The sequence below is a fragment of the Pseudomonas sp. UYIF39 genome (assembly GCF_029963765.1).
In the GTDB taxonomy this organism is placed as follows: domain Bacteria; phylum Pseudomonadota; class Gammaproteobacteria; order Pseudomonadales; family Pseudomonadaceae; genus Aquipseudomonas.
Window position 1 is genome coordinate 78,854 of sequence record NZ_JALBYU010000015.1, and the last position, 25,414, is coordinate 104,267.

Genomic DNA, 25,414 nt, shown 5'->3' on the forward strand with positions numbered 1-25,414 from the left:
TAAAGACGATGAACCGTGTGTTTTTGCTGTGGGTGCTCAGTGTGTTTTGCGGGACGGCCAACGCCGGTCCGCAGATCAATGTCGGCACCGTGTATGACTATCTGGATGCGGATAAAAGTACCTACCTCAAACGGGTATTCAACAGCGGCGATGCCACCGCTTTCGTCAAGGTCAACGTGCTGGAAATCGTCTACGACGCCGATGGCGCGCCCAAGGAAATTCCGGTCGAGGCTGCCGTGGACGGTGCCTCGCGCAACGGCTTGATGGCCAGCCCGGCGCGGCTGATCGTGCCGGCCCAGGGCATGCAAGGCACGCGTCTGTTGTACATGGGCGAGCGAGACCGCGAGCGCTACTTCCGTGTGCGTTTCTTGCCAGTGGTACCGGAGAACGAAGATGAATTCGCCGTCTCAAGCGAAGAGCGCGAAGACTACAAAAAGAACCTGTCGGCCGGGGTCAACGTGATGACCGGGTTCGGCACAGTCTTTTTCGTGCGCCCCAAAGATGCTCGCTTCGAGACCGCCATCAATGACACTGCCAGCCGCTACGAGTTGAAAAATAATGGCAACACCGTGGTGATCGTCGATGAATTCAAAAGCTGCTCATTGAGTAACGAGAGTGACTGTGGCGCGACCACCAAACACCACGTCATGGCTGGCAAGGCATTTGGCTTCGACAAGGAAAAGGGGCGTGAATACCGTTTCAACCTGATCGAAGGCAACAGTAAAAAAGTCCTGAAGATTGCCAGCCGATAGGCCGGCTTTCCATCGACACAACGGGTATTGAACATGATCAAGCAATGCGCCGCCGTCGCGCTGACGGCAATGACCGCACTGATGGGCTCTTTGACATGGGCTGCCCGGGAAGAGCATACCTTCGAGGTGTCCTTGAGCATCCCGACGCGCTCGTTCTACCTGATCCCGGCCGAACCGGACTGGATTCACCGCCCGCAGCGGTTGAACTGGGACGCCTCGACATCGACCCTGAGCAGCGTGCGCAAACACTTCGATGTGCGGCATGACACCAGCGCCATTGAAGCGCGCCTGGAGGCCGTCCCCTACCTGTCGAACGGCAGGCCGGTTGACGACATTGCGTTGCGGGTCAGTTTCAACGGCGTGGAGTTGAGCCCGGACCTTTCTCCACGGCAGGTGGTGTCGGCGGCTGACGCGGCGGCAGGCACGCGGGTGTTGCTGGAAATCGCTCCGGTGATGCCGTCCGGGGGATACCGCCCGGGGGATTACAACGGCAACGTACTGTTGTTGTTCAACGCCAGGGCGCCGGGGGAGTGAGCTGAAACAGGCGCCTCGAGATCCGGGATTCGGACGATCGAGAAGCAGCGCCGAGTGATAAGACTCGGCGCTGGCGTAGGGCCAATCAAACGATCCCCAGGCGCGTTACATTTTCAAAGCCCGGCTCGTGCCATCGCTGCCCGGGTCAGGTTTCTGGCCAACTCGTTCCGTGCATAGCCCATGTCTTGCACCAGCCTGTTATAAAACGACGTGCTCATTTTTTCGCCACTGAACACGTCTTTCTCTGGAACGTTCAGCGCTCGGGCCAACGCTTCCAGTTTTTTCTGAAGCGGTGTTGTCTGAGCCATATCCTGATTATTTGCCCACTGGTTTTGAACCTCGCGCAGCTCTTTGAGCTGCCTTTGTTTTTCCATGAAAAGTTGATCGTTCGACTCGAACTGTTCAGGGTAGGTTTTACGCAAATGTTGCTCCCAGAACGGGTTCTCGAATGAATCGACCATCCCATTGACCAGCCCGTCGCCTTTCTCCCGTTCGATGATCGTGTCATAGGCTGTGTCGATTTTCGCCCGATCTACACCGGATCTCGGTTCAAACAGCATGCCCTCGGACTGCCACGGCAACTCCAGGCGTTTCGCCAGTCCCGTTTCAAACGCCAGGTGCACTTCCACATCATCCGGAGCGGTGTTGTTTGCCGGATTGATCAGAAACTTTTGCTGCTGGCTGCTGATTTCGGCTCTGGCGATATCACCGACCTTTTCCAGGCGAGCGGCGCTACGGGCCAGCCTGACCAGTTTGTCGTCGAGCACCGTGGTGGACGCCGATTCTGTGTACGCTTGCGACACCAGTACTTTGAGCCCCATGTTGTTGAACAGCTGCGACCCGGCATCCGCGCAGGTCTCGGGTTGACTGGCCTTGTTAAACAGTTCTTCGCGCAATTCGGAGTCCAGCGCCATGGCATCGATCATTTGCCAGACGCGCTTGGTCAACTGCTGGCGAGCTCCGACGTCCCGGTAATCCCGGCTCTCTCTCTGCTTACTGATGACCCTGAAAAAATCGGTGGAGCCGGGTTCGGCCATCACATCGTGCCAGGACTCTTCCCTGTGTACTTTGTAACCCTCGGACAAATCGAAAACCGATGGTGCGGTCGAGGACGGCTTCCAATGGCTCAGTTCATCCTCTACAGCTCCTGAGTAGGCCTGCTGACGGGCAAAGCCCGCAGATTCGCGGTAGTCGCCAAAACGGATCCGGTCGGCATCGGAAAGCCTCAGGGTGCCGAATCGCGCACGTGCCAGGATGAACGCTTGATCCGACCCTGGAGCGACCTCCGGTACGGTCTTGATCGGGCATTGGCGCATGTCGAGAGCAAAGCCACGCGGGCGGTTTCTCTCGCCGACCGCGTCGCTGAAAAGACCTTGCGGCCAGTCTTCGATACCGGTATTTGCCAGACCTAATACTTTCAAGTTGCGCATGCCACCGACATTCGGGGGCTGGCGCAGCGGATTGCCGTCCAGCCTCAGAGTTTCCAGGTGGGTGAGGTTGCTCAACTGCTCGAGCGAGTTGGCACTCAGACTGATTCGGTTGTCAGCCAAATCCAGGGTTGTTAGCTGACCCAGCTTGCCGATATCGGATGGCACCGTGGTCAATCCTGTGTTGCGGGCGCTCAGCTGATGAAGGTTCGGGAAGTCGTTCAATAGGCCGTTGCTGTCGACCGAAAAACGCGCTTTGTCCAGGTTCAGCACGGTGATCTGGTCAAGGTATTTTCTGATGTCGGCCAGCTTGCGTACTTGCTTCCACCAACGCTCGAGATCCGGTCCCATGATTTCGGCGGAAAGATCCAGCGTATAGCCACCGTCCGGATGGATATTGCGCTCGCCGAACGCTTCACTCTTGCGTTCGAAGCACTCAAGCAGCCGTTCCTCGATATGCCTTCCGCCGTTTTGCAGGAAGTCCCTGTTAATCCCGGCGATGGGATCTCCGACACTGTCGAATTGAGTCGGCTGGTTTTCCCGCCACGCCTGTAAGGTGTTGCGCAATTGCTTGAGGTCATCCCTGATGCGGTCGATGGCCTGGTTGGGATCGCCCTTGGCACGCAATGCCTGAAGAAACCTGGTGACTTGCTGATCGCTCAATTGCGGATGCAGCTCCTTGATCCTCTGCTCCGGGGTTTTTTCGCCAAAGAACGAGAACGGACCACGCACCAGATTGACGGTTTCAGTCGGGGCAACGGCGCGAATGGGCGGTTCCGCCAGCAATGTTCGGCGTTCGCCCGCTGGCGCGGAGACTTCCATGATCCATAGTTTGAGCAGGCGACCGTGACCGCGCGGATAACCCAATGCTGCGCGCTTGTCGTCGGGCAGGGCATTGAGAATCGCTTCGTAGAAGTCGTCGGCTTTGTGCAGCCGCCGGTTGTCCCCATCGACCGCTTCATAGCGGCCCTGCTCATCGCGGATCAGTAGCCGTATCGTCGATGCATCATCGGGGCCGACACTACAGCGTAGCGGGCCGTCAAATACGCCATCTCGCACCTCAATGCGAAAATCGCTCAGGCTCTCGTTATGAAGTGTCAGGGTTCTCAGCGCTAGCATCTCGGTGTTCGGCACCATCATTTCGTCGCGATAAAAACCGTCGTAGGCGCGGGCGGTGGACGCTTCGAAATTCACTTCGCGCGCCAGGATTTTGATCCTTAGGGGCAGGCGACTTTCGTCGGCTATTCGCTGCAGTTCAGCTGGCTTTGCTTCAGCCAGGACTTTTTCCGCAAGCGTGGGCGGCATGTCCGGGAACGTCTGTTTCAGCACACGGGTTTGCGCCCTGTCCGACCGTTCACCCGCCCGGTACACACGTTTGGACATTTCGCCCTGACGCTGATCGACGGCATCCGCCAATCGGTCACGCACGGCTTGGGCGCGTTTGGCGCGTGGTACTTCGCGACCCAGCAGGGCGTTGATTTCGGCGTCATTCAAAAAGACAGAAACGCGTTCGGACAGCCGGCCGGACAGGAGGTCCGGCAGGCCGATGCTCAGGGTATTGGCGTCATTTGCGTGGGCGTTGCCGTAGGTGCGTGACTGACCACTCAAGTCAGACCGTTCATAAACTTTCAGCGCCCGTTCGGCGGGCCAGCCCTGGAGCTGTGTCAGCAGTGGTTCGAACCACACGGACGATGGGTCGAGCGGTCGCCCGGCCCGGATGTTCGCACTGGCGATCTGCACATCGTCAAACGCGCCGAAGCGCTTGATCGCGTCGGCCAGCAACGGCGGAGGTGACGCATGCTCGGCATGCATGCGCCGCAGTTCCCCTTCGTCGGTTCCGCTGCTGATCCGGATCCGTTCGCGCTCCGCTGGTGTAAAGCGCTCGATGCTATGGCCGAGGCGGCGCATCAGGGTTTCACCTTTCCAGTCGAGCGGATTTTCGCCCTCATGCACCCAGGCGCCGTTGCCGTTGTGTTCAAGTTTCGGAGAGTAGGCATTCGGACGGGAGGGGTGTTTGAGGCGGTGCGTGGCGCTCGGATCGTGCGAAGTGGTTTCAACGGCGTAGAGTTTGCCTTCAAGCGGCAGGATGTCCTGATTGAGGTGTCGGTGCAGGCCGAGGGCGTCGGGTTTCGAATCAGTGGGCAGGTTCAGACCGGCTTGTTCATAAGGCTTGAGATCGGAATGCCACAGCGACTGTTTGCCGTTGGGCAACGTGACCGGGTTCATGCCCTCGACCAGCGCCGACAATTTGAATCGAAGCGTGCTGCCAATCGCTGCACCCGCCCCAAACGCCGCCAGTTGAATGACGTCCGTCACCACGCTGATCACATGTTCGGCTGCTTCAACTGCCAGACCTTCGGCCAGATCGACAATGCCTTCAATGACGTCATTCGTCAGTTGATAAGCGGTATAGGCCATCATCAGCTCGCCCAGACCCGGCACGAATGGCGTGGCGATCAACAGGGCGACGTTGAAAAGGTCCGATACGATTTTCGTGAAGTTGTCCCACCAGGCCCAGCGCGCCCTGGTGTCTGTGTCGGCGGTGGACACGGCGATTTCACGCGCGTCGTTGAGGACCTTGTTGAGTTTCTGCTGGTAGGCATATATCCAGTAACTCCGAGGAACCGGCTGGGACTGGAATTGCAAGCGAAGGTGAGGCAAAGGTTCTTCGCGCCACGTTGGACGTTGATCCGTCCGATCTTCTTTGTCATGCCATTCGATGGTGCTGAGGTCTCGATCCAGATTGGCAAAAAAATGCCCGCGCTGCTGTTGATCGACAAACTGGCTGAAGAATTGTCGGTAATTCTGCCTTGATGATGGGCCGACGTTGTTTTCACGCAATTGGCGCGCCAGTTCAGTCATGAAGGCGCTTGTTGATTCGTATTCCTTGAGCGGGTGATCCGGGTCATGGGGAACATAGGCAATGAGCCGTTGAATACCTCGGCTGTCTCGCATCACAGGCAGCAAAAGAACAATGCCGGTCATACGCGTCCCCATCATGGAGAAATCGCAACACAGCATTTGTTTCCCATTGAGGAGCGGTAGAGGTTCGCCCTTTGCCAGCGCCAGTATCAGTTTGTAGGCGTCGTATTGGATATCCTCGGTCATCAGCGCCAGTTGCGCGGCGACGGCGAGTGCGTCTTTCTGGCTTTCAGTCACAGTGTGTCGAAGGAAGGCTTTGGCCGCGGGGTCGCCGGGGAGCAGGTAGCTTTCGAGATATGCTTTATATCGGGCGCCAATGTCCAGTTCCCGGCACAGCGCCTGGAACTGGCTGATGGTCATTTTCCGCTTGATCGACAGGACATCGAAGTGCCCGAGATGGTCGGGTTCGGTGATGAAGTCCGAGCCGGTATCAACCTTTTCACTCTTTGCAAAGTTGTGCAGCGCCGCATCCAGCATGGACACGGTTCGGGCTGTGACACCCTCGCGCAGGTCCATCACATACCACGGCAAATCCTTGGGAAGGTACAGGCGCACGTAGGTCGTCTTGACGTCATGCTCGACTCCGTAACGCTTTTTGAGCTCTGCCTGGAGCAGGGGCGCGGCGAACGAATGGAGGTCCAGTTTTTCGAACAGTTTGTCGACCGTATTCTGCGAACGCCACGCCTTGAGGTTGGCCGCTTTCAGTTTGTCGTGATGGGCGGTGGCCACTTGGGTGTACCACGGTTCGATCTTCAATCGAGTGGCCGCCAGTGCCCGGCCTCTGCCAACAGTGGCGTCTTTGAAGTGGTCGCTGATGGTATTTCTGATGAACTCGTAGTGCCGGCCTTTGTTCATGTTTTGGCCGAGCGTGGGAGCGTCAGACATGGCAATCATCCTTGATCGTTTTAAGAATGATCAGCCTATCTGTCGGGGCTAAAAACAACAGTCTAAAGATCTGTGTTTAACCGGCGCTTTCAGCCGGTAAACAGGTAGGAATTCAAATCTGAAAAATAATTAAATACCACCTGCTGCGTAAAAGTTCACAGTCGCGATGTCGCAACCGGCTGACACGCGACACTGCTACCTGGTTGCAGATACGGCATCAGAATCGGCGCCATTCCCTTGAGCACTTGCACTGGCAAGGCCGAGGTGAACTTGAACGTTTCGGCCGATTGCCCGGGCACGAACGCAGTCATCGTGCCGAAGTGACTGTCGCCGATGTAGAACACGAAGGTCGCGGTGCGGTTAATGGATTTCGAACTCAGAATTCGCCCTCCCGAACCGAAGGCTTCGATGCGGTTATCGCCCGTACCGGTTTTGCCGCCCATGGCTAACGGTTTGCCATCAGGCGTTACGAAACTGCCGGAGATGCGTTTGGCTGTACCGGCATCTACCACCTGCGACAACGCCTCGCGCATGGCTGCGGCCACCTCGGAAGGCATCACCCGTTTACCGACATCCGGGTCATTGATCAGTTTGGTTTCGTACGGCGTGTTCGCTGCAAAATGCAGGCTGTCGATGCGTAAAGTCGGCATGCGCACGCCGTCATTGAGGATGGTACCGATCAATTCCGCCAAGGCTGCGGGGCGATCGCCGGAGCTGCCGATGGCGGTGGCGAGCGACGGAACCAGATGGTCGAACGGATAGCCGACTTTCTGCCAGCGTTGGTGAATGTCGAGGAACGCCTCGATCTCCAGCATGGTGCGAATGCGGCTGTCGCGGGCACCCTTGTGACGGCTTTTGAACAGCCAACTGTAGACTTCCTGGCGTTCGAACTGGCTGGCTTTGACGATCTGGCTGAACTTGGCGTCGGGGTTGTTTAACAAGTAGCCAATCAACCATAGATCCAGCGGATGAACCTTGGCGATGAAGCCCTGGTCCGGTAGGTCGTAGGCGCCAGGGCCGTAGCTTTCGTAGAGCCGCTGAAGACGTTCGTCGGTCAGTTTTTCGGTGAGTTTGGCGCCTGTGAGGTGGGCGCGCACGAAGGTATTGAAGCTTTGCTGGCTGGCCTGTGGCAGCAGATAACGATGCACCGCGGCCATGCGAATCGGTGTCGGGCGCATGCTGTCGAGGAAGGTTTCGAGCCGCGCCTGGGTGTCCTTGTTCTTGTACTTCTTCCAGAATTTCAGCAGGAACGACGTGCCTTCGCGGTCGGCAAAAGAGGCCAGGTATTCCTGACGCCGAGGGTCGCGGTCGTCCATGAGCAATTCGGCTCTGCTATTGGGGCCGGAATACGTGGTGTAACGCACCAGGTCACGCATCAGCCGAATGAACGGCAGGTTGATCGACTCACGTATCGCATCACGCAGGGTCGGCAGGCGGCCGTTGTCTTCCTTGCGGAAGTTATGAAAGACATGCAGCCCGCCACCGGTGAAAAAAGCTTCGCCGGGGCTGGCGGAGTACTTGCGATCCAGCGCAGCGCCCAGCATGGCCGGCAGGTTGCGGTCTTTATTCTGGATCAGGTAATCGACGGCCCAGCGGCTCAGGCGATCCTGGTCCGGGACATTGACTTTCTTCAGTTCCGGGACGGTCATCGTTGCGTATTTATCGTGCAGCTCGGCCATGATCTGCAAATAGGTGGTCAGCACACGCATCTTGGCGGTGGAGCCCAGTTCCAGCTTGCTGCCTTCATTGATATCGAACGGCTGGTCGGTGCTGTCGGTCTGCACCCGCACCCGCGAGCCGTCCGGGGTCAGTTCGAACAGCGTAAAGCTGTAGCGCACTTGGGCGGTACTGGTGGGGGTCAGCAGGCGTTCGCCCATCAAGCCGATCTGTGCCGCAAACACAGGGTCGGCCAGATGCTTCAGGTACTCGGTAGCCTGGGTTTGCAACTCGCCTTGCAGGGTGCTGGTGGCGGAAAGATCAAGGCGATCGAGGTCGTACAACGGACGGTTGAGCAATCCGCCCAGACGACTGCGTGCCACGCTGATGCCCTTGTTGGTTTCGATCGGCTGAATGGTGGGCTGTGTCTGCCAGTCGCGATAGGTCACTTTGCTGGCCAATGCCGCTGCCGCGAGTGGCGCATCGATCACGCCATTCTGTGCCAGCAGGCGAATGTGGCTGTCGGTGAGTTCGGCCAGTTCATCGTGCCCCTTGGTCAGGTAATGGGAAGGGCGGCGCTGGGCAATCATCAAAGACAACATCTCACGCAGGGCCAGACCTTTTTCCGACATGCTTTTCGGATCTGTCTCCTTGCTGGTCAGCCGCTCGTTGGCCTGGTTGAAATCGGCGCCGTACCAGACGCGCAAACCTTCGGCCATGCCATGCACTTCACCGTGGCCCGGTACTGCCGACAGGGGCACGCTGTTGAGGTAGTCGCGAATCACGTTCTGCCGGACCTCCAAAGTTTCCGGCCCGGCCTGATAGGCACGCACGCTGGCGGAAATCATTTGACGGATTTTTTCCGCACCTGACACGGTCAGGCCATCGGGCGAATGTCGGTACTTTTCAAGTTGTGTTGCCAGGGTACTGCCGCCCGCCGACTGGCCCGGCAGGTGCATTAACTTGGCGACCTGGGACCACGCCGCCATGCCGAACCGCGGCCAATCCACGGCAGGGTTGGCCCGGGGCTGACGGGGATCGAGCAGAAAGCGGTTTTCGACGAACAGCAAACTGTTGACCACCACGGAAGGGATCGCCGCAAAGCTTGAATACAGTTGTTGTGGGTATTTGTACTGGTAAAGCGGTGCTGCACGGCAATCGGTGATCGACAATCCAGCCTGGATTTTCTCCGCATAGGGCACGAAAAATCCCTTGTTGGTGTAGTCCATCAACTGTTGGGAGAACCGGGTCTGTGATGCCACCACGTAGTCGCGCTTGATCAGACGCGGCAGGAATTCATTCAGAGAGCTGTAGCCCAGACGCAGGTCGAAAGGACCGGCACCGGGATAGTGAATGGCATCGCTGGGACCGGGTTTGAGCTCGTAGCTCAGGGTGGCGGCGAATTGGCTGAGTTCCCGGGATTGAAACTTCGACGTGCGCATTTCCTTGGCCGCGGCCAGCCCCAGGACAATCAGAATTATCAGCAACATCAACCAGAACGCCCACCAGCCGTGCTTCGTGCGACTGCGAGGGGGTTTTTCAGGTAAAGGCGCTTCATCCACACGTTCAGTCGGAACCACATTTTTTCTCGAATCGGTTTGCCATAAAGCGCCCATAGTCGACTGATCCATTCACGCAGATTGAGAGGACTTGTCTGAAGCTTAGACGGTGGTTGGCGATGGTGAAAAAATTGTGAACAGGGTTCTCCCGGTTTTTTTCCGGATCCAAGCGGGTCCCTGTAGCAGCTGCCGAAGGCTGCGTTCGACTGCGCAGCAGGCGTAAATCAGACACTACGGTATGCCAGACAGGTCAAGGTCACAGAATTAGCGACTGCTGCGCAGTCGAACGCAGCCTTCGGCAGCTGCTACAGGGGGCGGCAGTGTGTATGCCCGAGATACTTGGATTAGAGCCATCGGAGCGTAAATGCCGCCTAAGTTGGGGACATGACGATGCACCATTACCGTGCAATACTCCGCGCCGTTTCATTGGCAAAAAATCCTGCTTTAGGCAGGTAATGCCCCTCCGTAAACCCGGCTTTCCCCGAGAGTTCTCGCTAAATGTTGTGGTTTATAGAGTGAAAAACCCTGTAGGAAGCTTTTTATACTGCACGCCCCGCTGATCTTGCAGGTTTTGTCCTACAAGACGGGTTTGCCCACGAAGCAGGCCCGGTTTCAGAAAAGCATTGGCTTACAGGTCAGCGCTTTGACACTCGGTGGTCATATCCAATAACAAGACGAGGTTGAACCCCTATGCCAGGCAATCACCTGCCCAATGGCGAGACCGCTCAAGGCGGCCCGCTCAAACGCGAACTCGGCGAACGGCATATTCGCTTGATGGCGCTCGGTGCCTGTATCGGCGTCGGTCTGTTCCTCGGTTCCGCCAAGGCCATCGAAATGGCTGGCCCGGCAATCATGCTTTCTTACATCATCGGCGGTCTGGCGATCCTGGTGATCATGCGCGCCCTCGGCGAAATGGCTGTGCACAACCCGGTCGCCGGCTCCTTCAGCCGTTATGCTCAAGACTACCTCGGCCCATTGGCAGGCTTCCTGACCGGTTGGAATTACTGGTTCCTGTGGCTGGTGACCTGCGTTGCAGAAATCACCGCGGTGGCGGTGTACATGGGCGTCTGGTTCCCCGATGTGCCGCGCTGGATCTGGGCACTCGCCGCGTTGATCAGCATGGGCTCGATCAACCTGATCGCGGTGAAAGCCTTCGGTGAGTTCGAGTTCTGGTTCGCCCTGATCAAGATCGTCACCATCATTGCGATGGTCGTCGGCGGTATCGGCGTGATCGCGTTCGGCTTCGGCAACGACGGCGTGGCGCTGGGGATTTCCAATCTCTGGGCGCATGGCGGCTTCATGCCCAACGGCATGCAAGGCGTGTTGATGTCCCTGCAAATGGTGATGTTCGCCTACCTCGGCGTCGAGATGATCGGCCTGACCGCTGGTGAAGCGAAGAACCCGCAGAAGACCATTCCCAATGCGATCGGCTCGGTGTTCTGGCGGATTCTGCTGTTCTATGTCGGCGCGCTGTTCGTGATCCTGTCGATCTACCCGTGGAACGAAATCGGCACTCAGGGCAGTCCGTTCGTGATGACCTTCGAGCGCCTGGGCATCAAGACCGCCGCCGGCATCATCAACTTCGTGGTGATCACCGCGGCACTGTCGTCCTGCAACGGCGGCATATTCAGTACCGGGCGCATGCTCTACAGCCTGGCGCAGAATGGCCAGGCCCCGGCCGGCTTCGCCAAGACCTCGAACAACGGCGTGCCGCGTCGCGCCTTGCTGCTGTCGATCGGTGCCTTGTTGCTGGGCGTGCTGCTCAACTACCTGGTGCCTGAAAAAGTCTTCGTCTGGGTGACGGCGATTGCCACCTTCGGCGCGATCTGGACCTGGGTGATGATCCTGCTGGCCCAGCTCAATTTCCGCCAAGGCCTGAGCGCCAGCGAACGTGCCGGCCTGAAATACAAGATGTGGTTGTACCCGGTCAGCTCGTATCTGGCGCTGGCGTTTCTGGTACTGGTGGTCGGCCTGATGGCGTACTTCCCGGACACTCGCGTGGCGCTCTATGTAGGCCCGGGGTTCCTGGTCCTGCTGACGTTGTTGTTCTACGTGTTCAAGCTGCAACCGACCAATGTGTCGCAGGGTGCGGTGCGTTCGGCTTCGTAAGAGGTAACGCCTGAAATGAAAAAGCCCCGGTCGTGATGATCGGGGCTTTTGCGTTTGGAGGGTCAAAAGATCTTAAGCGGCCGCCACCGACATTTGCCGATTCAACCGCTTGTTGAAATCCAGCCACGCCCCCAGCAACGCCATCACCCCGGCACCCACCAACGCTGTGAAAACCTGCATGGCAAACGCATCATCGGTCAGGGCGTTGAGCATGTCCGCCAAGGGCGCCAACAGCACGCCGAGGCAGAAAACTTCCAGTGAGTAGCGCCCCATGCGACAGCATTGCTGCGCCAGCCAGTTTTGCGTCCAGTCACTGCCGGGCAAGAGCCTGGCGGTGACATAGGCCAGCGCCAGGAAGTGCAGCAGACGGACCGGCGACAGATCGGTCTTGCTGATCGGGTACAGCAGGTTGCTCAGGCTGGCGGGCATCAGGGCATCGTGTATTTCCGGCCAGCGCCAGGAGACAGTCATCACGCCGGTCACCACCACGTACACTGACGCGCTGACAAACAGGGGCTGGCGCAACAGCGGGCGAGCGTCGGGCAACCGTGGCCGCTGCCCGTGAATCGCCATAAAGCCGCCGAGGATAAACAGCAGTTGCCAGGTGACGGGGTTGAAGTACCACACACCGTCCTTGATTGCCGCCAGGTTCCAGCCCAACCGCGGTGCCAGCAGGTACACCGCCAATGACACCGCGACGACCGCCCACGGCTTGCGCACCAGCAACGGCAGGACCAGTGGCAATCCCGCCAGCAGCACGATGTACAGCGGCAGCGGGTCCATCAGGTTCGGCTTGAAGCGCAGCAGTAATTCATCCGTCAACGCTTGCTGGGGGTTGGTGATGAAGTGATGCATGCCCATTTCCTCCACCAGATCGCGGGTTTCCACATGACTGTTGGCGAAGAACACGATGCCCATCAGCATGGCCAGCAGGAAAATATGGACCACGTAGAGCACCCAGACGCGCCGCAGAATCTTCACGCAGGCGATCAGGTAACCATCGCGCGCAAGGATTTTGCCGTAGGCCAGCACGGCCGCGTAGCCGGCGAGAAACACGAATATTTCTGCGGCATCGCTGAAACCGACATTGCGCAGGGTGATTTGGCCTAGGGGGTTGTGAGGCACGTGATCCCAAAAAATGAAGATCAGCGCCAGGCCGCGAAAAAAGTCGATTCGGTGATCGCGCTCAAACGTCATGACGGCGGGCTCGTGAACGGGTGTCGGGATAAGGAGTAGCCGAGGCGCCAAAGATTGCGCGCCGCTTATTGGCGGCGCGCAGGGTGGCGTGATTCGCGGGTAATTGCAAAACCGGGATATTACGGGATGTCTCCTGGCATTCAGGCAAGCCCTGACCGCTGGTCTGAAAGGTCGTCAGACCTGTGATTTCTGACAGTAGACAGGTTCAAAGTTTTATGAAGTGAAACGGGAGATTCACCATGAGGTTCTTGTGGAAAGGATTTTCCAGCTACACGGTGGTCGGGGTCGCCAACACGCTGATTCACTGGCAAATCTTCTTCCTGCTGAGCGTGGGGGCTGGCTTCAGTCAGGCTGTCAGTAACCTGGCTGCCTTCTGCGTGGCCGCCTCGTTTTCCTTCTATATGAACGCGCTGTACACCTTCGATACCAAGGCGTCGGTCGGCGGTTATCTTCTATTCTTGGGCACCATGGGGGCGCTGAGTCTGGGCGTCGGCCATGCAGGCGACGTGTGGAGGTTTCACGGTCTGCTGACGGTGGCTATTTTTTCAGCGTTGAGCCTGGTGCTGGGCTTTCTGTTTTCAAAGTACGTGGTCTTTCGCGAGCGTAGTGCATGAAAGTCTCGTTGATCGTTCCGGTATTCAATGAAGAACAGGCGATCAGTCTGTTTTATCAGGCCGTGCGTCGCGAGTTGAGGCTTGACCAGGCTGAGGTCGAAATCGTGTTCATCAACGATGGCAGTTCCGACCGGACGGCTGAGGAGGTCAAGACCCTGGCGCAGGCCGATGATCAGGTATTGCTGATCAACTTCTCGCGCAATTTCGGCAAGGAGCCGGCGTTGTTCGCCGGCCTGGAATATGCCACCGGCGATGCGGTGATTCCCATGGATGTCGATTTGCAGGACCCGATCAGCGTCATCCCGCGGTTGATTGGCGAATGGCAAAAAGGTGCTGATGTGGTGCTCGCCAAACGCCGGGATCGCACCGCCGACAGTTACCTGAAACGCCACAGCGCGTCGCTGTTCTACCGTGTGCTGAACCGTATCGCTTACACCCGCATCGAAGAAAACGTCGGCGATTTCCGGCTGATGGACCGTAAGGTGGTCAACGTGATTCGCGCGCTTCCCGAGCACCAGTTGTTCATGAAAGGCGTGCTGTCATGGGCCGGGTTCACCACCGTGGTGGTGGAATACGAGCGAGCCGAGCGAGTGGCAGGCACCAGCAAGTTCAATGGCTGGAAGCTCTGGAACCTGGCGCTGGAAGGCGTGACCTCGTTCAGTACGGTGCCGTTGCGTTTATGGACTTACGTCGGTGGCGGAATTTCGATCTTCGCGGTGCTCTACGCGGTGTACATGGTGCTGGACAAGATTTTCTTCGGCAACAGCGTCCCCGGTTACCCGTCGTTGATGACCGCGATTCTGTTTCTCGGCGGCGTGCAGTTGATCGGCATCGGCATCCTCGGTGAGTACGTCGGCCGCATCTACATCGAAGCCAAGCATCGCCCGCGCTATATCGTCAAAGACGTCGTGGGCGGTAAAGACCGGCTCGGGATTTAGCATGGGCAGGTTCAGCGATTTTTTCAGCAAGGAACTCGGGCGTCGGCAGGTCTGGCTGTTTTTTCTGTTGGCGACCTTTGTGTATGTGGTGCCGCTGATCCTCGCGGACTATCCGTATATCGACGACAACTGGCGATCGTTGTCGGCCGCGGCCGGTTCGGCCTGGGCGGAGCAGGGACGGTTATTCACCGAGTTGTTCTACAACCTGCTGACCTTCAGCAATGCCGCGCCGAACATCTTTCCGCTGCCACTGTTGATCGCCACGCTGGCCATGGCCGCGGCGTTGGCCAGCCTGACGTTTCATTACTACCCGCAACCGACGATTGCCTGTTGCCTGGTGCCGTTGCCGCTCTGGTACAACCCGTTCTTTTTGCAAAACCTGTCCTATCAATACGACGGACCCGCCACGGCCTTGAGCGTGGTGGCGGTCATCTACGCAATCACCTTCCGTCATCCCTCGCGCATCGTTCATTGGCTAGTGCCCTCGTTCCTGATTGCGCTGGCGCTGGGGCTCTATCAGGTGAGCCTCAATGTGTTTCTGGGCCTGTGTTGCCTGGAACTGCTCAGGAACGCGAATGACAAGTTGGCCTGGCCGCAGTGGTGCGAGTTGATTGGCTGGAAAATATCGCAGGCCATCCTGGGCTGGTTGATTTACAGCGTCAGTGCTTATCCGTTCATGAGTGGAAATCGCACCTTGTTGTTGAACTGGACGACGCAGCCCCTGCTGCAACTTCAAATCAACATCGCCCGGGTGCTGGAAAAAGTCGTGCTGCTGTTTCACGGCGGATTTGCCTGGGTGTTCGCCGCACTGCTGCTGTGTGCCATTGCCGGCAGTGTCCGGCTGGGGCTGAACGTGCTGGGACGTCAGGACACCGGGTTGAAGAAAATCCTGATCGGTCTGGTGTGTTTACTGACATTGCCGGTCGTGACGCTGCTGGTGTCGGGTGTCGCGCTGTTTTTCCGGGACTTCAATGAAGGCGCCAGGACCCTGATGGGCTTCGCGGTCGTGTTGGTGCTGTTGTTCTATTTGAGTCATCTGGCGCTGGCACGAATCCACGAGCGGTTGTCGCTGTTGTTGGTGGTTCCCCTGCTGGCGATGCTTTCGATTTCGTATGCCTATGGGCGTGTGCTGACGGTGCAGAAAGCCTTTGCGTCCAGCGCGCTATTGAGTCTTGAACACGACATCGCGTCGAATCGACAACTGCGCGAGGCCAAGCGCATTTACCTGTCAGTGACCTATTCCGATCACTGGCTGCTGGGGGCGGCGGGCTCGTTCAAGCAGATGCCGGTGTTGCACTATTTGCTGAACATCGACTTTTACATGCTGGCCGAGAACCTGCCGAAAGTGGGGATCACCAACGTGGTGGCGGAGAAGGAGCGACGTAACGCGACGAGTTTGGGTTATCAGGGTTATCCACCGGTGGTGGAAAGCCAGTACTACCGGATTTATCTGCTGGGCGATTACGGTTTTATTGTCATGAAAGAGCCAGCCCTGATTAAGGCGCTTCACTGGTGAAGCGCGATGACAGGGGCAGTCGGGTTCAGGCCGCTACGACCTCATTCGGCTCGAAACTATCCGCTCGCGCCATCTGCCACATCCGCGAGTAAAACTCGCCGCTCACTTCTCCGGTGAGCAATTCCCCCGGTTTCAAGAACACATGTAACTGCGAGAACAACTTGATCTCGGTCGCCGACATGCGCCTTACCAAATGCTTGGCCGACAATTGCGAAGGATGTTCCAACCCGGCAGCAGCGAGCATTTCGGCCAGGGCCTTGAGCGTGTTGCGGTGGAAGTTGAAGACGCGTTGGGCCTTGTCCGGAACCACCAGTGCGCGTTGGCGCAGGGTGTCCTGGGTGGCGACACCGGTTGGGCATTTGTTGGTGTGGCAGCTTTGCGACTGGATGCAACCGATGGCGAACATGAAGCCGCGTGCCGAGTTGGCCCAGTCGGCGCCGATGGCCAGGACACTGGCAATGTCGAAGGCGCTGACGATCTTGCCGCTGGCGCCGAGTTTGATTTTGTCTCGCAGGTTCAGGCCGACGAGCGTGTTGTGCACGAACAGCAAGCCTTCGCGCATCGGCACACCGATGTGGTCGGTGAACTCCACGGGCGCGGCGCCAGTGCCGCCTTCCTTGCCATCGACCACGATGAAGTCGGGAAGGATGCCGGTTTCCAGCATGGCCTTGGCGATGCCCATGAATTCCCATGGGTGACCCAGGCAGAACTTGAAGCCCACCGGTTTGCCGCCGGACAGTTCGCGCAACTGTTGGATGAAGTGCATCAGTTCGATCGGTGTGGAAAACGCACTGTGCCGCGACGGCGAGATGCAATCTTCGCCCATCAGGATGCCGCGGGTTTCGGCGATTTCCTTGGTGACTTTGTGCTTGGGCAGAATCCCGCCGTGGCCGGGTTTGGCGCCCTGGCTCATCTTGATTTCGATCATCCGCACCTGGGGCGTCTGCGCTTGTGCCGCGAAGCGTTCGGGGTCGAAGCGCCCGTCAGCGGTGCGACAGCCGAAGTAGCCGCTGCCAAGTTCCCAGGTCAGGTCGCCGCCGTTTTCCCGGTGATAGACGCTGATGCTGCCTTCGCCGGTGTCGTGGGCGAAGTTGCCGAGTTTCGCCCCCTGGTTCAACGCGCGAATGGCGTTGGCACTGAGGGAGCCAAAGCTCATGGCCGAGATGTTGAACACCGATGCCGAGTACGGCTGCGTGCACTGCGGGCCGCCGACGATGACCCGAAAACCGCTCGGGTCGCTCAACGGCGCCGGGCGCATGGAGTGGCCGATGAATTCGAAACCCGACTGATACACATCGATCAACGTGCCGAAGGGTTTGTCGGCGCTTTCGTTCTTGGCGCGCGAATAGACCAGCGAACGCTGGGCCCGGGAGAAGGGCAGGGCGTCGCTGTCGGACTCGAGCAGGTACTGGCGTTTCCGGGCGAATGCCCTCCACCAGATAGCGGATGTTGCCGAGGATCGGGTAATTACGGCGCACGGCGTGAGGGCTTTGCAGCAGATCGAATAGGCCCACGAGGCTGAGAATGCCGGTGACGACGGTGATCGGCCAGAGCCAGTCGTGCTCCAGGAAGGGCAGGCTGGCGAGGGTGAATATCACACAGACGGCAAAGAAGGCGTAGCGGCTCAGGAGTGACAGGCTCATACGGTTTCCTTGGGTTCGGACTCGGTTGTAGTGGACATGGAGAACCCTGTGGGAGCGAGCTTGCTCGCGATGGCGGTGATCCAGTCGACATCAATGCTGAATGAAAGACCGCAATCGCGAGCAAGCTCGCTCCCACAGAAAAGCATTCCACTGAACATTCAGGCATTTTGTGCCTGGAGAAAAATCGAAAACAGCTCTGACTGGGATTTGATCCCCAGTTTGCTGTACATGTGTTTCTTATGGACTTTCACGGTTTCGACAGAGATTTCCAGCTTGCGGGCGATTTCCTTACTGGAGCAACCGCTGAGCATCAAGCGCCCGACGTCCAGTTCCCGGGCGGTCAATTGCGCGCCTTTGAGTTGTTGCACTGACGCTTCCAGCTGCACGCGCCAGTCGACTTGCGGCGGTGCTGGCGCTAGGGCCACGACTTCGTTGATTTCGTAGGGCAGGCGCTGGCGCAACAGGCCGAACACCCAGGGCTGGATCAGCGACAGCAAGGCAATCTGCTGGCCGCTGAAACGCTGCTTGCTGCCCAGTGACAGGCACAACGTGCGGTCGCCTTCGAGTTGGCAATTGAACTGGATTTCATCGGCCACCACATTCAGACGAAAGTAGCGCTGGTAATACTCGGTCAGCTCGAAATGCTCCGGCGCCACTTCCGACAGGCGATAGAGCCCGGTGCGCGATTGCTCGCGACAGGCGATGTAGAACGGATCAAGCAGGTACAACCCACGCAGATAATCCTGGAACAACTGATCGGGACTGCCGTCCGCGCCCGGGCATTCGGCGAACACTTGCGGGTGCTGATCGGCGCTGAAAAGCAGCGCCACCCAGCTGTCGAAGGTCACGTACTGATCCAGCAAGCGTACAAGCTGCGTCCAGAAATTCGGCTTGTCCAGGGCGTCGATCAGTTGCCCGACCGAGCGGTGCCACGCGATGTCGTCTAACGAAAGTGTCATGCCTCTACCCCTATCGGGTTACCCCAGCGGCGTGATTTCCCGGCCGGTGGCTTGCTGCGCATACTGGCGCACAGACACCGACCGGGCAATCTTTCTGCCAGCCTGGTCAAGAACAAGGAATACCCATGAAAGTCGAACTCGCCCAGTTGGCGGGCCGTGACAACGACACGGCTTACAACCTCGAACGCGCTCTGAAGGCGATGGCTGCCTGTGCTGCCGATACGCAGCTGATCGTGTTTCCCGAAACCCACTTGATGGGCTTTCCATCCCTTGAAGCGCTGGCCGAAGCCGCCGAACCGCTGGACGGCCCGACCGTCAGCGCCATTCAGGCGGCCGCCCGTGAACACAACATCGCGGTGGTGATCGGCATGGCCGAGAACGACAACGGCCGCTTCTACAACACCACGCTGCTGATCACCCCCGAAGGTATCGCGCTGAAATATCGCAAGACGCACCTCTGGGCATCGGATCGCGGTGTGTTCGAGGCCGGTGACCGTTACGCCACGTGTGAGTGGAACGGTGTGCGGGTCGGCCTGCTGATTTGCTACGACATCGAATTCCCGGAAACCGCCCGGGCCCTGGCGCAATTGGGTGCCGAACTGTTGATCGTCACCAACGGCAACATGGACCCTTACGGCCCGACTCACCGCACCGCGATCATGGCTCGCGCCCAGGAAAACCAGGCGTTTGCGCTGATGGTCAACCGGGTGGAAGAGGGCGATGGCGGGTTGGTGTTTGCGGGTGGCAGTGCGTTGGTGGATCCGTTGGGGACTTTGTTGTTCGAGGCCGGGCGGGAGGAGGGGCAGTTTGCAGTGGAGCTGGACCTGAATCAGCTGACGGCGGCGCGGGAGGATTATCGGTATCTGGATGATCAGCGGCTGCGGTTGCCGGGGGAGATTGTTGAGCATGCTTGTGGATTGCGGGAGCTGATGATTCCTAAGAGCTGATCCGGATACTTTGTGGATTGTGCTGACCTCATCGTCGGAACGCCGCCAGGAGCAAGCTCGCTCCCACATTGGATGTGTGAACTCCCGAGATCCCCTGTGGGAGCGAGCTTGCTCCGGGCGGCGTTCCGACGATGAGGCCCTGACAGGCAATACATCCCTGTCGGCCAAAAAACCAGAACAACAATGAAACACCCGAAATTTAGCGCCGAACTCGGCTCTGCCATAAATCTAATAAATTCGGAGTAGTCGCTCATGGCTCGTTTGCAACGCACCCTGTCATTGGGTTCGGTGGTGCTGTTCGGCATTGCCTACATGACGCCGATCATTGTGCTCGGCACCTTTGGCATCCTCGCTCAATCCACCGCCGGCATGGTCCCGGCCGCTTATCTGGCGGCGCTGGTGGCGATGTTTTTCACCGCCATGAGTTACGGCCGAATGGCCTCGGCGTTCCCCGTCGCTGGCTCGGCGTATAGCTATGTACGCAAAGCGATCAGCCCGAAACTCGGTTTCATCGCCGGTTGGGCCGTGCTGCTCGACTACCTGTTCCTGCCGATGGCGATCTGGCTGATCGGCGCGGCCTACCTCAACTCCGCATTCCCGGCCGTGCCGCAGTGGATCTGGGTGCTGGCGTTCATCGGCATCACCAGTGCGATCAACATCGTCGGTCTGAAACTGGCCAACGGCATCAACGCGTTGCTGATGCTGGTGCAGTTCCTGGTGCTGATCGCCTTTGTCGCGCTGTGCGTTCATTACGTCGGTGGTGATGCGAGCACGCCGTTGTGGTCGGTCAAACCGTTCTTCAACGGTGACATGCAGATGCCGCTGATCATGAGCGGTGCAGCCATCGCCTGTTATTCATTCCTCGGGTTTGACGCGGTCAGCACCCTGACCGAAGAAACCCGCGACCCGCGCCGAACCATCCCGCGAGCGATCATGCTGATCACCCTGATCGGCGGGTTGATCTTTGTCGGCGTGTCGTACTTCGTACAGATCGCGCATCCATCGTTCCAGTTCGACAGCGTCGACTCGGCAGCCTATGAAATTGCCCGCAACATCGGTGGTGACCTGTTCGTGTCGATCTTCCTGATCGGCCTGATCGTCGGCCAGTTCGCGTCGGGTCTGTCGGCGCAGGCCAGCGGCTCGCGGCTGTTGTTCGCCATGGGCCGTGACGGCGTGCTGCCAAAATCATTCTTCGGCACTTTGCATGAACGCTTTGGCACACCGGTCAACAGCATTCTGTTGTGCGCCGTGGTCGCGTTGCTGGCGCTGAAACTGGACGTCACCACCTCAACCTCCTTCATCAACTTCGGCGCGTTCCTGGCGTTCAGTCTGGTGAACCTGTCGGTGATCTTTCACTACTGGATTGGCGGTGAGCACAAAGGGCTGCGTGAATTCGTATTGTTCCTGCTGTTCCCGTTTATCGGTCTGGCGGCAGATTTGTGGCTGATGGTCAGCCTCGATCACCTGGCGATCTATCTGGGGCTGAGCTGGCTGGCGATTGGCGTGGTGTACCTGGCGGTGCTGACCGGCGGTTTCCGTCGTCAGCCACCGGAGATGGATTTCCAGGAGGCTACGTAGGCGGGAACGGTTTGGATTGGTGAATCGGCAACTGGACCCGAAATGTGCTTCCCACGCCAACTTCACTGCGCACCGTAATATCCCCCCGATGTTTTTTCACGATGCCATAGGACAGGGACAACCCCAGCCCTGTCCCCTGGCCTACCGGTTTGGTGGTGAAGAATGGGTCGAAGATTTTCAGCAGGCAGTCCGGCGCAATGCCGGCGCCGGTGTCTGCGACCTCGATCCACACCGTTTCCCCTTCAAGCCCAGTGCGCAAAGTGATGGTGCCACGCTCGGGGCCGATGGCCTGAGAGGCGTTGACGATCAGGTTCATGATCACCTGATTGATTTGCGAAGGCAGGCATTCGATGTCGGGCAGGTCCTGATATTCCTTGAGCACATCGGCCTTGTACTTGAGTTCGTTGGCGACAATGTTCAAGGTCGATTCGATGCCCTGTTGCAGATTGGCCCACTGCCATTCCTGATTGGAGTCCACCCGGGAGAAGTCCTTCAGGTCCTTGACGATCTGCCCGACCCGGTTGATGCCGTCCTTGGATTCCTTGATCAGCAGCGGAATGTCCTCGCGCAGGAACTCCAGCTCGACCCGTTCGCGCAGTTGGTGCAAACGCTCGACGAGCTCGCTGGAGCCGATTGCCTCTTCCGCATCCCGATAGGCGTCGAGCATTTCCTGCAGCTGTTTGAAGTAGCCATCCAGGGTGCCGAGGTTGGAGGAAATGAAGCCGATGGGGTTGTTGATTTCATGAGCGACGCCGGCTGCGAGTTGCCCCAATGAAGCGAGTTTTTCCGATTGCACCAATTGGGTTTCAAGCTGTTTACGCTCGTCGATTTCCCGCTGCAACTCAACGCTGGCCTCTGTGAACTGCCGGGTTCGGCGTTCGACCATTTGCCCTAAATGGTCCATCTGCACGCTGGCCCGTTCGGTCATGTCCCATTTGGTCAGCAAAGTGTTGGCCATTTGCTGGACTTCAATGTTGTCGAACGGCTTTTTCAGGATCAACAGTCGATCATGGGCCTTCAATCGATCGAGCAGTTCATCCCAGGAATAGTCGGAATAGGCGGTGCACACCACCACTTGCAGGCGCGGGTCGGCCTGCCACAAATGTTCGATAGTCTGCGCACCGTCCCAGCCCTCGGGCATGCGCATGTCGACGAAGGCCAGGGCGTAGGGGCGGTTTTCCTGCAAGGCTTCGTTCAGTTTGCCCAGGCCTTCCTGGCCGCTATAGGCCGAGTCCAGCTCGAACAGCGCACTGGTTGATTTCACTTCGTTGCCAAACAGCGCGGCCTCCATCTCGTCCAGTTCGACGGTCTGTTCCGGCATGGGCGTGAGGATTTTGCGGAAATCCACGTGAATGGACGGGGTGTCATCGATCAGCAGAATGCGTCGGTTCGAAAGCTCGCTCATGCTTCCTCCGGTACGGTTTTCAGCGGGATCTGCAACGTGAACAGCGCACCCTTGCCCGGTCCGTCGCTTTGGGCGGTGAGGTGGCCATTCATCTCAATGGCGGCCAGCGCGCAGCTGTGCAGGCCGAAGCCATGGCCTTCCTTGCGGGTGGTAAACCCGTGGGCAAAGATGCGCGTCATGTTTTCCTCGGCGATGCCTTCGCCGTCGTCCTTGACGCTGACTTGCAGGGTCTTGTCTTCGACGATTTTGACCCCCAGGGTCATTTGTCGCGGGCGATTGCTGAGGTCGGACATGGCGTATTTGGCGTTGCTGATCAGGTTGATCAGGATCAGCAGCAACCGGTGCTTATCACCCATGACCTGCGGCACGTCGCCGTACTCCTTGACTACCGTGACGTGGTGTCGGGTCAGGGCGCCGGAGTTCATGCGCAGGGCATCTTCCAGCAATTCGCTGATGTGCAGCGGTTCCATCAGGCTGTTGGCGCCCGCGTAGGATTGCTGCGTGGCGACGATGTCCTTGATGTGGTCCACGCTTTTGGTCAGTTGGGCCAGCTCTTCGGTCATGCTTTGTTGTTCCAGGGCTATCGCGTCCACCAGTTGATTCAGGTAACCCGGTAGCAACTTGCCTTTCGCGTCCTCGGTCAGAAAGGTGCCGAGGTCGCCTGGATGGTCGTTGATCAGCTGCATGGCCTTACCCAGGCCCTGCGCTTTGCTGGCGCGCAGTTTGCGGCTCACCAGGTCGGCCGAAATGTTCACGCTGTTGAGCACGTTGCCGACGTTGTGCAGCACATTGGTGGCGATCTCGGCCATGCCGGCCTGACGCGCGGTGTCGAGCAGTTCGCTCTGGGTATCCTTGAGTTCGCGGGTGCGCTCTTCAACCCGCAGCTCCAGGTCCTCATTGGCGGTTTGCAGGGCTTTGTTGACGCGATTGATCACCGTGAAACTGCGCATCAGGTGAATCGCCAGGTACACCAGCAGCAACACCAGCAGCACTGAAAACAACAGCATGTAGAAATGATAGCGCTGGTCGACCGCATCGGTCCGCTGCTGGTCGGTGTTCAGCAGGTTGGTAATATTGTCCAGGCGTTCGGCCACGGGAACGGCTTCGATGTTTTCCAGCAAGCGATTGACCACCGGCTGCTCACGCAGGATGAGGGAAATGTGGTTGCTCAGAATATCGATCGGACTGTGGAACTGCTCCGGTAATCGCAGTTTGTTGACCTCCAGTTTGTTCAGCCCGAGCAGGATGTCGGCGGCCTTGTCATCGGAGGTGACCTGAGCGAACTCCAGGCTGCTGAGCAGCAAGTCATAGGTGTCGGTGGCAATGTTCTGAAGTTGCAGTTGGTCCTCATCCACCAACCGGGACAGCTGTTCCTGAATGCCGTCCTCGGCGGTGGGCAGGAACGCCAGTGAGTTGCGCAGCACGGCGTTGTGAGACTTGAACTGCTCCACCAAGCGGGTCTTTTCCTGGATGGCGTTCAGGTACGCATCATGGCTGGCGCGCCAGACGGGCGAGTCGTTGCGGCCATGGCTCGACTCCATCGTGTCGAACCGCTCCCAAAAGGTCGTTATCTCGGTCAGCGGTGTGACCAACGGATCGTAGTTGTGACTGATGGCGACCCTGGCCTTGAGGATCTCGGTTTCCCATTGTGCGTTCAGCTGCTTGATCCGGCCGATCAAGTCCCGGGATTCGGTGTAGGTCGTCGTCTGGTTCGAGCTGGATTTGAGGTACAGAAACAGCAGCACTGAAGCCAGCATCAGGGCCACGACGCCGAGCAACGCCAGGTTGCGGCGGTTAGACATTTTCATAAGGGCTTGCCTCCCCATTCACCGGTCAGGGTCTTGAGGAATTTGATGATCAGCGTCTTGTCGTCGGCAGAGGGAATACGACCGAGCTGGAACTTGAACATCACATCCACCGCCTCTTCAAGAGTCTTGGCCGAGCCGTCGTGAAAGTACGGAGCGGTCACGGCGACGTTGCGCAGGCTCGGGACCTTGAACACGTTGCGGTCCTCTTCGTCTTTGGTGACCAGATAGCGGCCCAGGTCGGCTTCGGTGGGGTTACCCCGAGTCTTGAAGTAGTCGCCCATGACCCCGAACTTCTGGAACATGTTGCCGCCGATGTTGACGCCCTGATGGCAGGCGATGCAGCCGTAGTCCTTGAAGCGTTGGTAACCGTATTTCTCGTCGAGGGTGAGAATGTCGGTATCGCCTTGCAGGTATTGGTCGAAACGCGAGTTGGCGCTGATCAGCGTGCGTTCATAGGTGGCCAGGGCATTCTGCACATTGTTCATGGTCACGCCGTCCGGGTAGGCGTTGGTGAACGAGGTCTGATAAGCCGCATCGGCGGTCAGCGTCTGCACCACATGTTCCCAGTTACTGCCCATCTCACTGGGGCTTTGCACCACGCCGTGGATCTGGGTTTCCAGAGTGTCGGCGCGGCCGTTCCAGAATTGCCGGAAGTTCAGGCTGGCGTTGAACACGCTAGGGGTGTTGATCGTCAACGGAAGGCCGGCGAAACCGATGGAAAACGCCTTGTTGTCGGCACCGCCGTTTTCCAGTCGATGGCAACTGGCGCAGGACAGTGAGCTGTCGACCGACAAGCGCGGTTCATTGAACAACTGACGACCGAGTTCGACCCGCAGTGGATTCTGTTGGGGCACCGCCGGCAGTGGTTTGAGCGCTTCATCCAGTGGCGCGGCACTGGCGCTCAGGCAGAGCGCGAACAACGGCGCCAATAGCAGACGGTGAAAGGAAGGCGGCATCTGATAATT

The 25,414-nt window shown here is 58.4% G+C and carries 15 protein-coding genes and 1 pseudogene; 8 read left to right on the forward strand and 8 right to left on the reverse strand.

Annotated elements, in window-relative coordinates:
• Window positions 1-8 precede the first annotated feature (8 nt).
• Together MO767_RS20000 and MO767_RS20005 are read left to right on the forward strand one after the other, a co-directional pair.
• On the forward strand, window positions 9-752 hold the full coding sequence (locus MO767_RS20000) for a molecular chaperone (RefSeq protein WP_282481906.1): 744 nt from the start codon (window positions 9-11) through the stop codon (window positions 750-752).
• A 33-nt stretch (window positions 753-785) separates the two neighbouring features.
• Window positions 786-1,286, forward strand: a complete 501-nt coding sequence (locus tag MO767_RS20005) for a CS1 type fimbrial major subunit (RefSeq protein ID WP_282481907.1) — start codon at window positions 786-788, stop codon at window positions 1,284-1,286.
• Between the two features lie 113 nt (window positions 1,287-1,399).
• Here MO767_RS20005 and MO767_RS20010 read toward each other — a convergent pair whose 3' ends face one another.
• Both MO767_RS20010 and MO767_RS20015 read right to left on the reverse strand, forming a co-directional pair.
• Window positions 1,400-6,520, reverse strand: coding sequence for an NEL-type E3 ubiquitin ligase domain-containing protein (locus MO767_RS20010; RefSeq protein ID WP_282481908.1), 5,121 nt, complete (start codon window positions 6,518-6,520; stop codon window positions 1,400-1,402).
• 155 nt (window positions 6,521-6,675) lie between these two features.
• Window positions 6,676-9,792, reverse strand: a complete 3,117-nt coding sequence (locus tag MO767_RS20015; RefSeq protein ID WP_282481909.1) for a transglycosylase domain-containing protein — start codon at window positions 9,790-9,792, stop codon at window positions 6,676-6,678.
• 633 nt (window positions 9,793-10,425) lie between these two features.
• Between MO767_RS20015 and MO767_RS20020 the strand changes: the two genes are divergently transcribed.
• Window positions 10,426-11,844, forward strand: a complete 1,419-nt coding sequence (locus tag MO767_RS20020) for an amino acid permease (RefSeq protein WP_282481910.1) — start codon at window positions 10,426-10,428, stop codon at window positions 11,842-11,844.
• A 72-nt stretch (window positions 11,845-11,916) separates the two neighbouring features.
• Here MO767_RS20020 and MO767_RS20025 read toward each other — a convergent pair whose 3' ends face one another.
• The gene (locus MO767_RS20025) at window positions 11,917-13,041 is read right to left on the reverse strand and encodes an OpgC domain-containing protein (protein ID WP_282481911.1); all 1,125 of its coding nucleotides are present in this window, start codon (window positions 13,039-13,041) and stop codon (window positions 11,917-11,919) included.
• Between the two features lie 239 nt (window positions 13,042-13,280).
• On the opposite strand from MO767_RS20025, the gene MO767_RS20030 reads away from it, so the two are divergent.
• From MO767_RS20030 to MO767_RS20040, 3 genes are read left to right on the forward strand one after another with little or no spacing between them, the layout of a single operon-like run.
• Window positions 13,281-13,655 carry a GtrA family protein gene (locus tag MO767_RS20030; RefSeq protein WP_282481912.1) on the forward strand — a complete coding sequence of 125 codons (375 nt, stop codon included), beginning with the start codon at window positions 13,281-13,283 and terminating at the stop codon, window positions 13,653-13,655.
• Entirely contained in the window at window positions 13,652-14,593 is a 942-nt protein-coding gene (locus MO767_RS20035; protein ID WP_282481913.1) for a glycosyltransferase family 2 protein, read from the forward strand. Before MO767_RS20030 ends, MO767_RS20035 begins: the two co-directional genes overlap by 4 nt.
• Window position 14,594: 1 nt before the next feature.
• Window positions 14,595-16,109: a glucosyltransferase domain-containing protein gene (locus tag MO767_RS20040; RefSeq protein WP_282481914.1), complete on the forward strand. Its 1,515-nt coding sequence runs from the start codon at window positions 14,595-14,597 to the stop codon at window positions 16,107-16,109.
• Between the two features lie 25 nt (window positions 16,110-16,134).
• Here MO767_RS20040 and MO767_RS20045 read toward each other — a convergent pair.
• Window positions 16,135-17,752 (reverse strand): annotated as a pseudogene (locus tag MO767_RS20045) (FMN-binding glutamate synthase family protein).
• Between the two features lie 158 nt (window positions 17,753-17,910).
• Window positions 17,911-18,711, reverse strand: a complete 801-nt coding sequence (locus MO767_RS20050; protein ID WP_282481915.1) for a LuxR C-terminal-related transcriptional regulator — start codon at window positions 18,709-18,711, stop codon at window positions 17,911-17,913.
• A gap of 125 nt (window positions 18,712-18,836) precedes the next feature.
• Between MO767_RS20050 and MO767_RS20055 the strand changes: the two genes are divergently transcribed.
• Complete coding sequence (locus tag MO767_RS20055; RefSeq protein ID WP_282481916.1) at window positions 18,837-19,658, forward strand: carbon-nitrogen hydrolase family protein; 822 nt, start codon at window positions 18,837-18,839, stop codon at window positions 19,656-19,658.
• Between the two features lie 252 nt (window positions 19,659-19,910).
• The gene (locus MO767_RS20060; RefSeq protein ID WP_149419868.1) at window positions 19,911-21,236 is read left to right on the forward strand and encodes an APC family permease; all 1,326 of its coding nucleotides are present in this window, start codon (window positions 19,911-19,913) and stop codon (window positions 21,234-21,236) included.
• On the opposite strand, the gene MO767_RS20065 is transcribed toward MO767_RS20060, so the two are convergent.
• The 3 genes from MO767_RS20065 to MO767_RS20075 are packed head-to-tail and all read right to left on the reverse strand — an operon-like array spanning window position 21,229 to window position 25,405.
• Window positions 21,229-22,641: an ATP-binding protein gene (locus MO767_RS20065; protein WP_282481917.1), complete on the reverse strand. Its 1,413-nt coding sequence runs from the start codon at window positions 22,639-22,641 to the stop codon at window positions 21,229-21,231. The two genes, MO767_RS20060 and MO767_RS20065, sit on opposite strands and share 8 nt — an antisense overlap.
• Window positions 22,638-24,449 carry a DAHL domain-containing protein gene (locus tag MO767_RS20070; protein ID WP_282481918.1) on the reverse strand — a complete coding sequence of 604 codons (1,812 nt, stop codon included), beginning with the start codon at window positions 24,447-24,449 and terminating at the stop codon, window positions 22,638-22,640. The genes MO767_RS20065 and MO767_RS20070 overlap by 4 nt, the downstream gene beginning before the upstream one ends.
• Window positions 24,446-25,405, reverse strand: a complete 960-nt coding sequence (locus MO767_RS20075; protein WP_282481919.1) for a cytochrome c peroxidase — start codon at window positions 25,403-25,405, stop codon at window positions 24,446-24,448. Before MO767_RS20075 ends, MO767_RS20070 begins: the two co-directional genes overlap by 4 nt.
• Window positions 25,406-25,414 lie beyond the last annotated feature (9 nt).

Excerpts from the sequence above, each read along its gene's own strand:
- MO767_RS20050 (WP_282481915.1), bottom strand. The coding sequence starts at position 18,711 with ATGACACTTTCGTTAGACGACATCGCGTGGCACCGCTCGGTCGGGCAA.
- MO767_RS20025 (WP_282481911.1), bottom strand. The coding sequence starts at position 13,041 with ATGACGTTTGAGCGCGATCACCGAATCGACTTTTTTCGCGGCCTGGCG.
- MO767_RS20005 (WP_282481907.1), top strand. The coding sequence starts at position 786 with ATGATCAAGCAATGCGCCGCCGTCGCGCTGACGGCAATGACCGCACTG.
- MO767_RS20030 (WP_282481912.1), top strand. The coding sequence starts at position 13,281 with ATGAGGTTCTTGTGGAAAGGATTTTCCAGCTACACGGTGGTCGGGGTC.
- MO767_RS20055 (WP_282481916.1), top strand. The coding sequence starts at position 18,837 with ATGAAAGTCGAACTCGCCCAGTTGGCGGGCCGTGACAACGACACGGCT.
- MO767_RS20015 (WP_282481909.1), bottom strand. The coding sequence starts at position 9,792 with ATGGGCGCTTTATGGCAAACCGATTCGAGAAAAAATGTGGTTCCGACT.
- MO767_RS20040 (WP_282481914.1), top strand. The coding sequence starts at position 14,595 with ATGGGCAGGTTCAGCGATTTTTTCAGCAAGGAACTCGGGCGTCGGCAG.
- MO767_RS20035 (WP_282481913.1), top strand. The coding sequence starts at position 13,652 with ATGAAAGTCTCGTTGATCGTTCCGGTATTCAATGAAGAACAGGCGATC.
- MO767_RS20075 (WP_282481919.1), bottom strand. The coding sequence starts at position 25,405 with ATGCCGCCTTCCTTTCACCGTCTGCTATTGGCGCCGTTGTTCGCGCTC.
- MO767_RS20020 (WP_282481910.1), top strand. The coding sequence starts at position 10,426 with ATGCCAGGCAATCACCTGCCCAATGGCGAGACCGCTCAAGGCGGCCCG.
- MO767_RS20060 (WP_149419868.1), top strand. The coding sequence starts at position 19,911 with ATGGCTCGTTTGCAACGCACCCTGTCATTGGGTTCGGTGGTGCTGTTC.
- MO767_RS20065 (WP_282481917.1), bottom strand. The coding sequence starts at position 22,641 with ATGAGCGAGCTTTCGAACCGACGCATTCTGCTGATCGATGACACCCCG.
- MO767_RS20070 (WP_282481918.1), bottom strand. The coding sequence starts at position 24,449 with ATGAAAATGTCTAACCGCCGCAACCTGGCGTTGCTCGGCGTCGTGGCC.
- MO767_RS20010 (WP_282481908.1), bottom strand. The coding sequence starts at position 6,520 with ATGTCTGACGCTCCCACGCTCGGCCAAAACATGAACAAAGGCCGGCAC.
- MO767_RS20000 (WP_282481906.1), top strand. The coding sequence starts at position 9 with ATGAACCGTGTGTTTTTGCTGTGGGTGCTCAGTGTGTTTTGCGGGACG.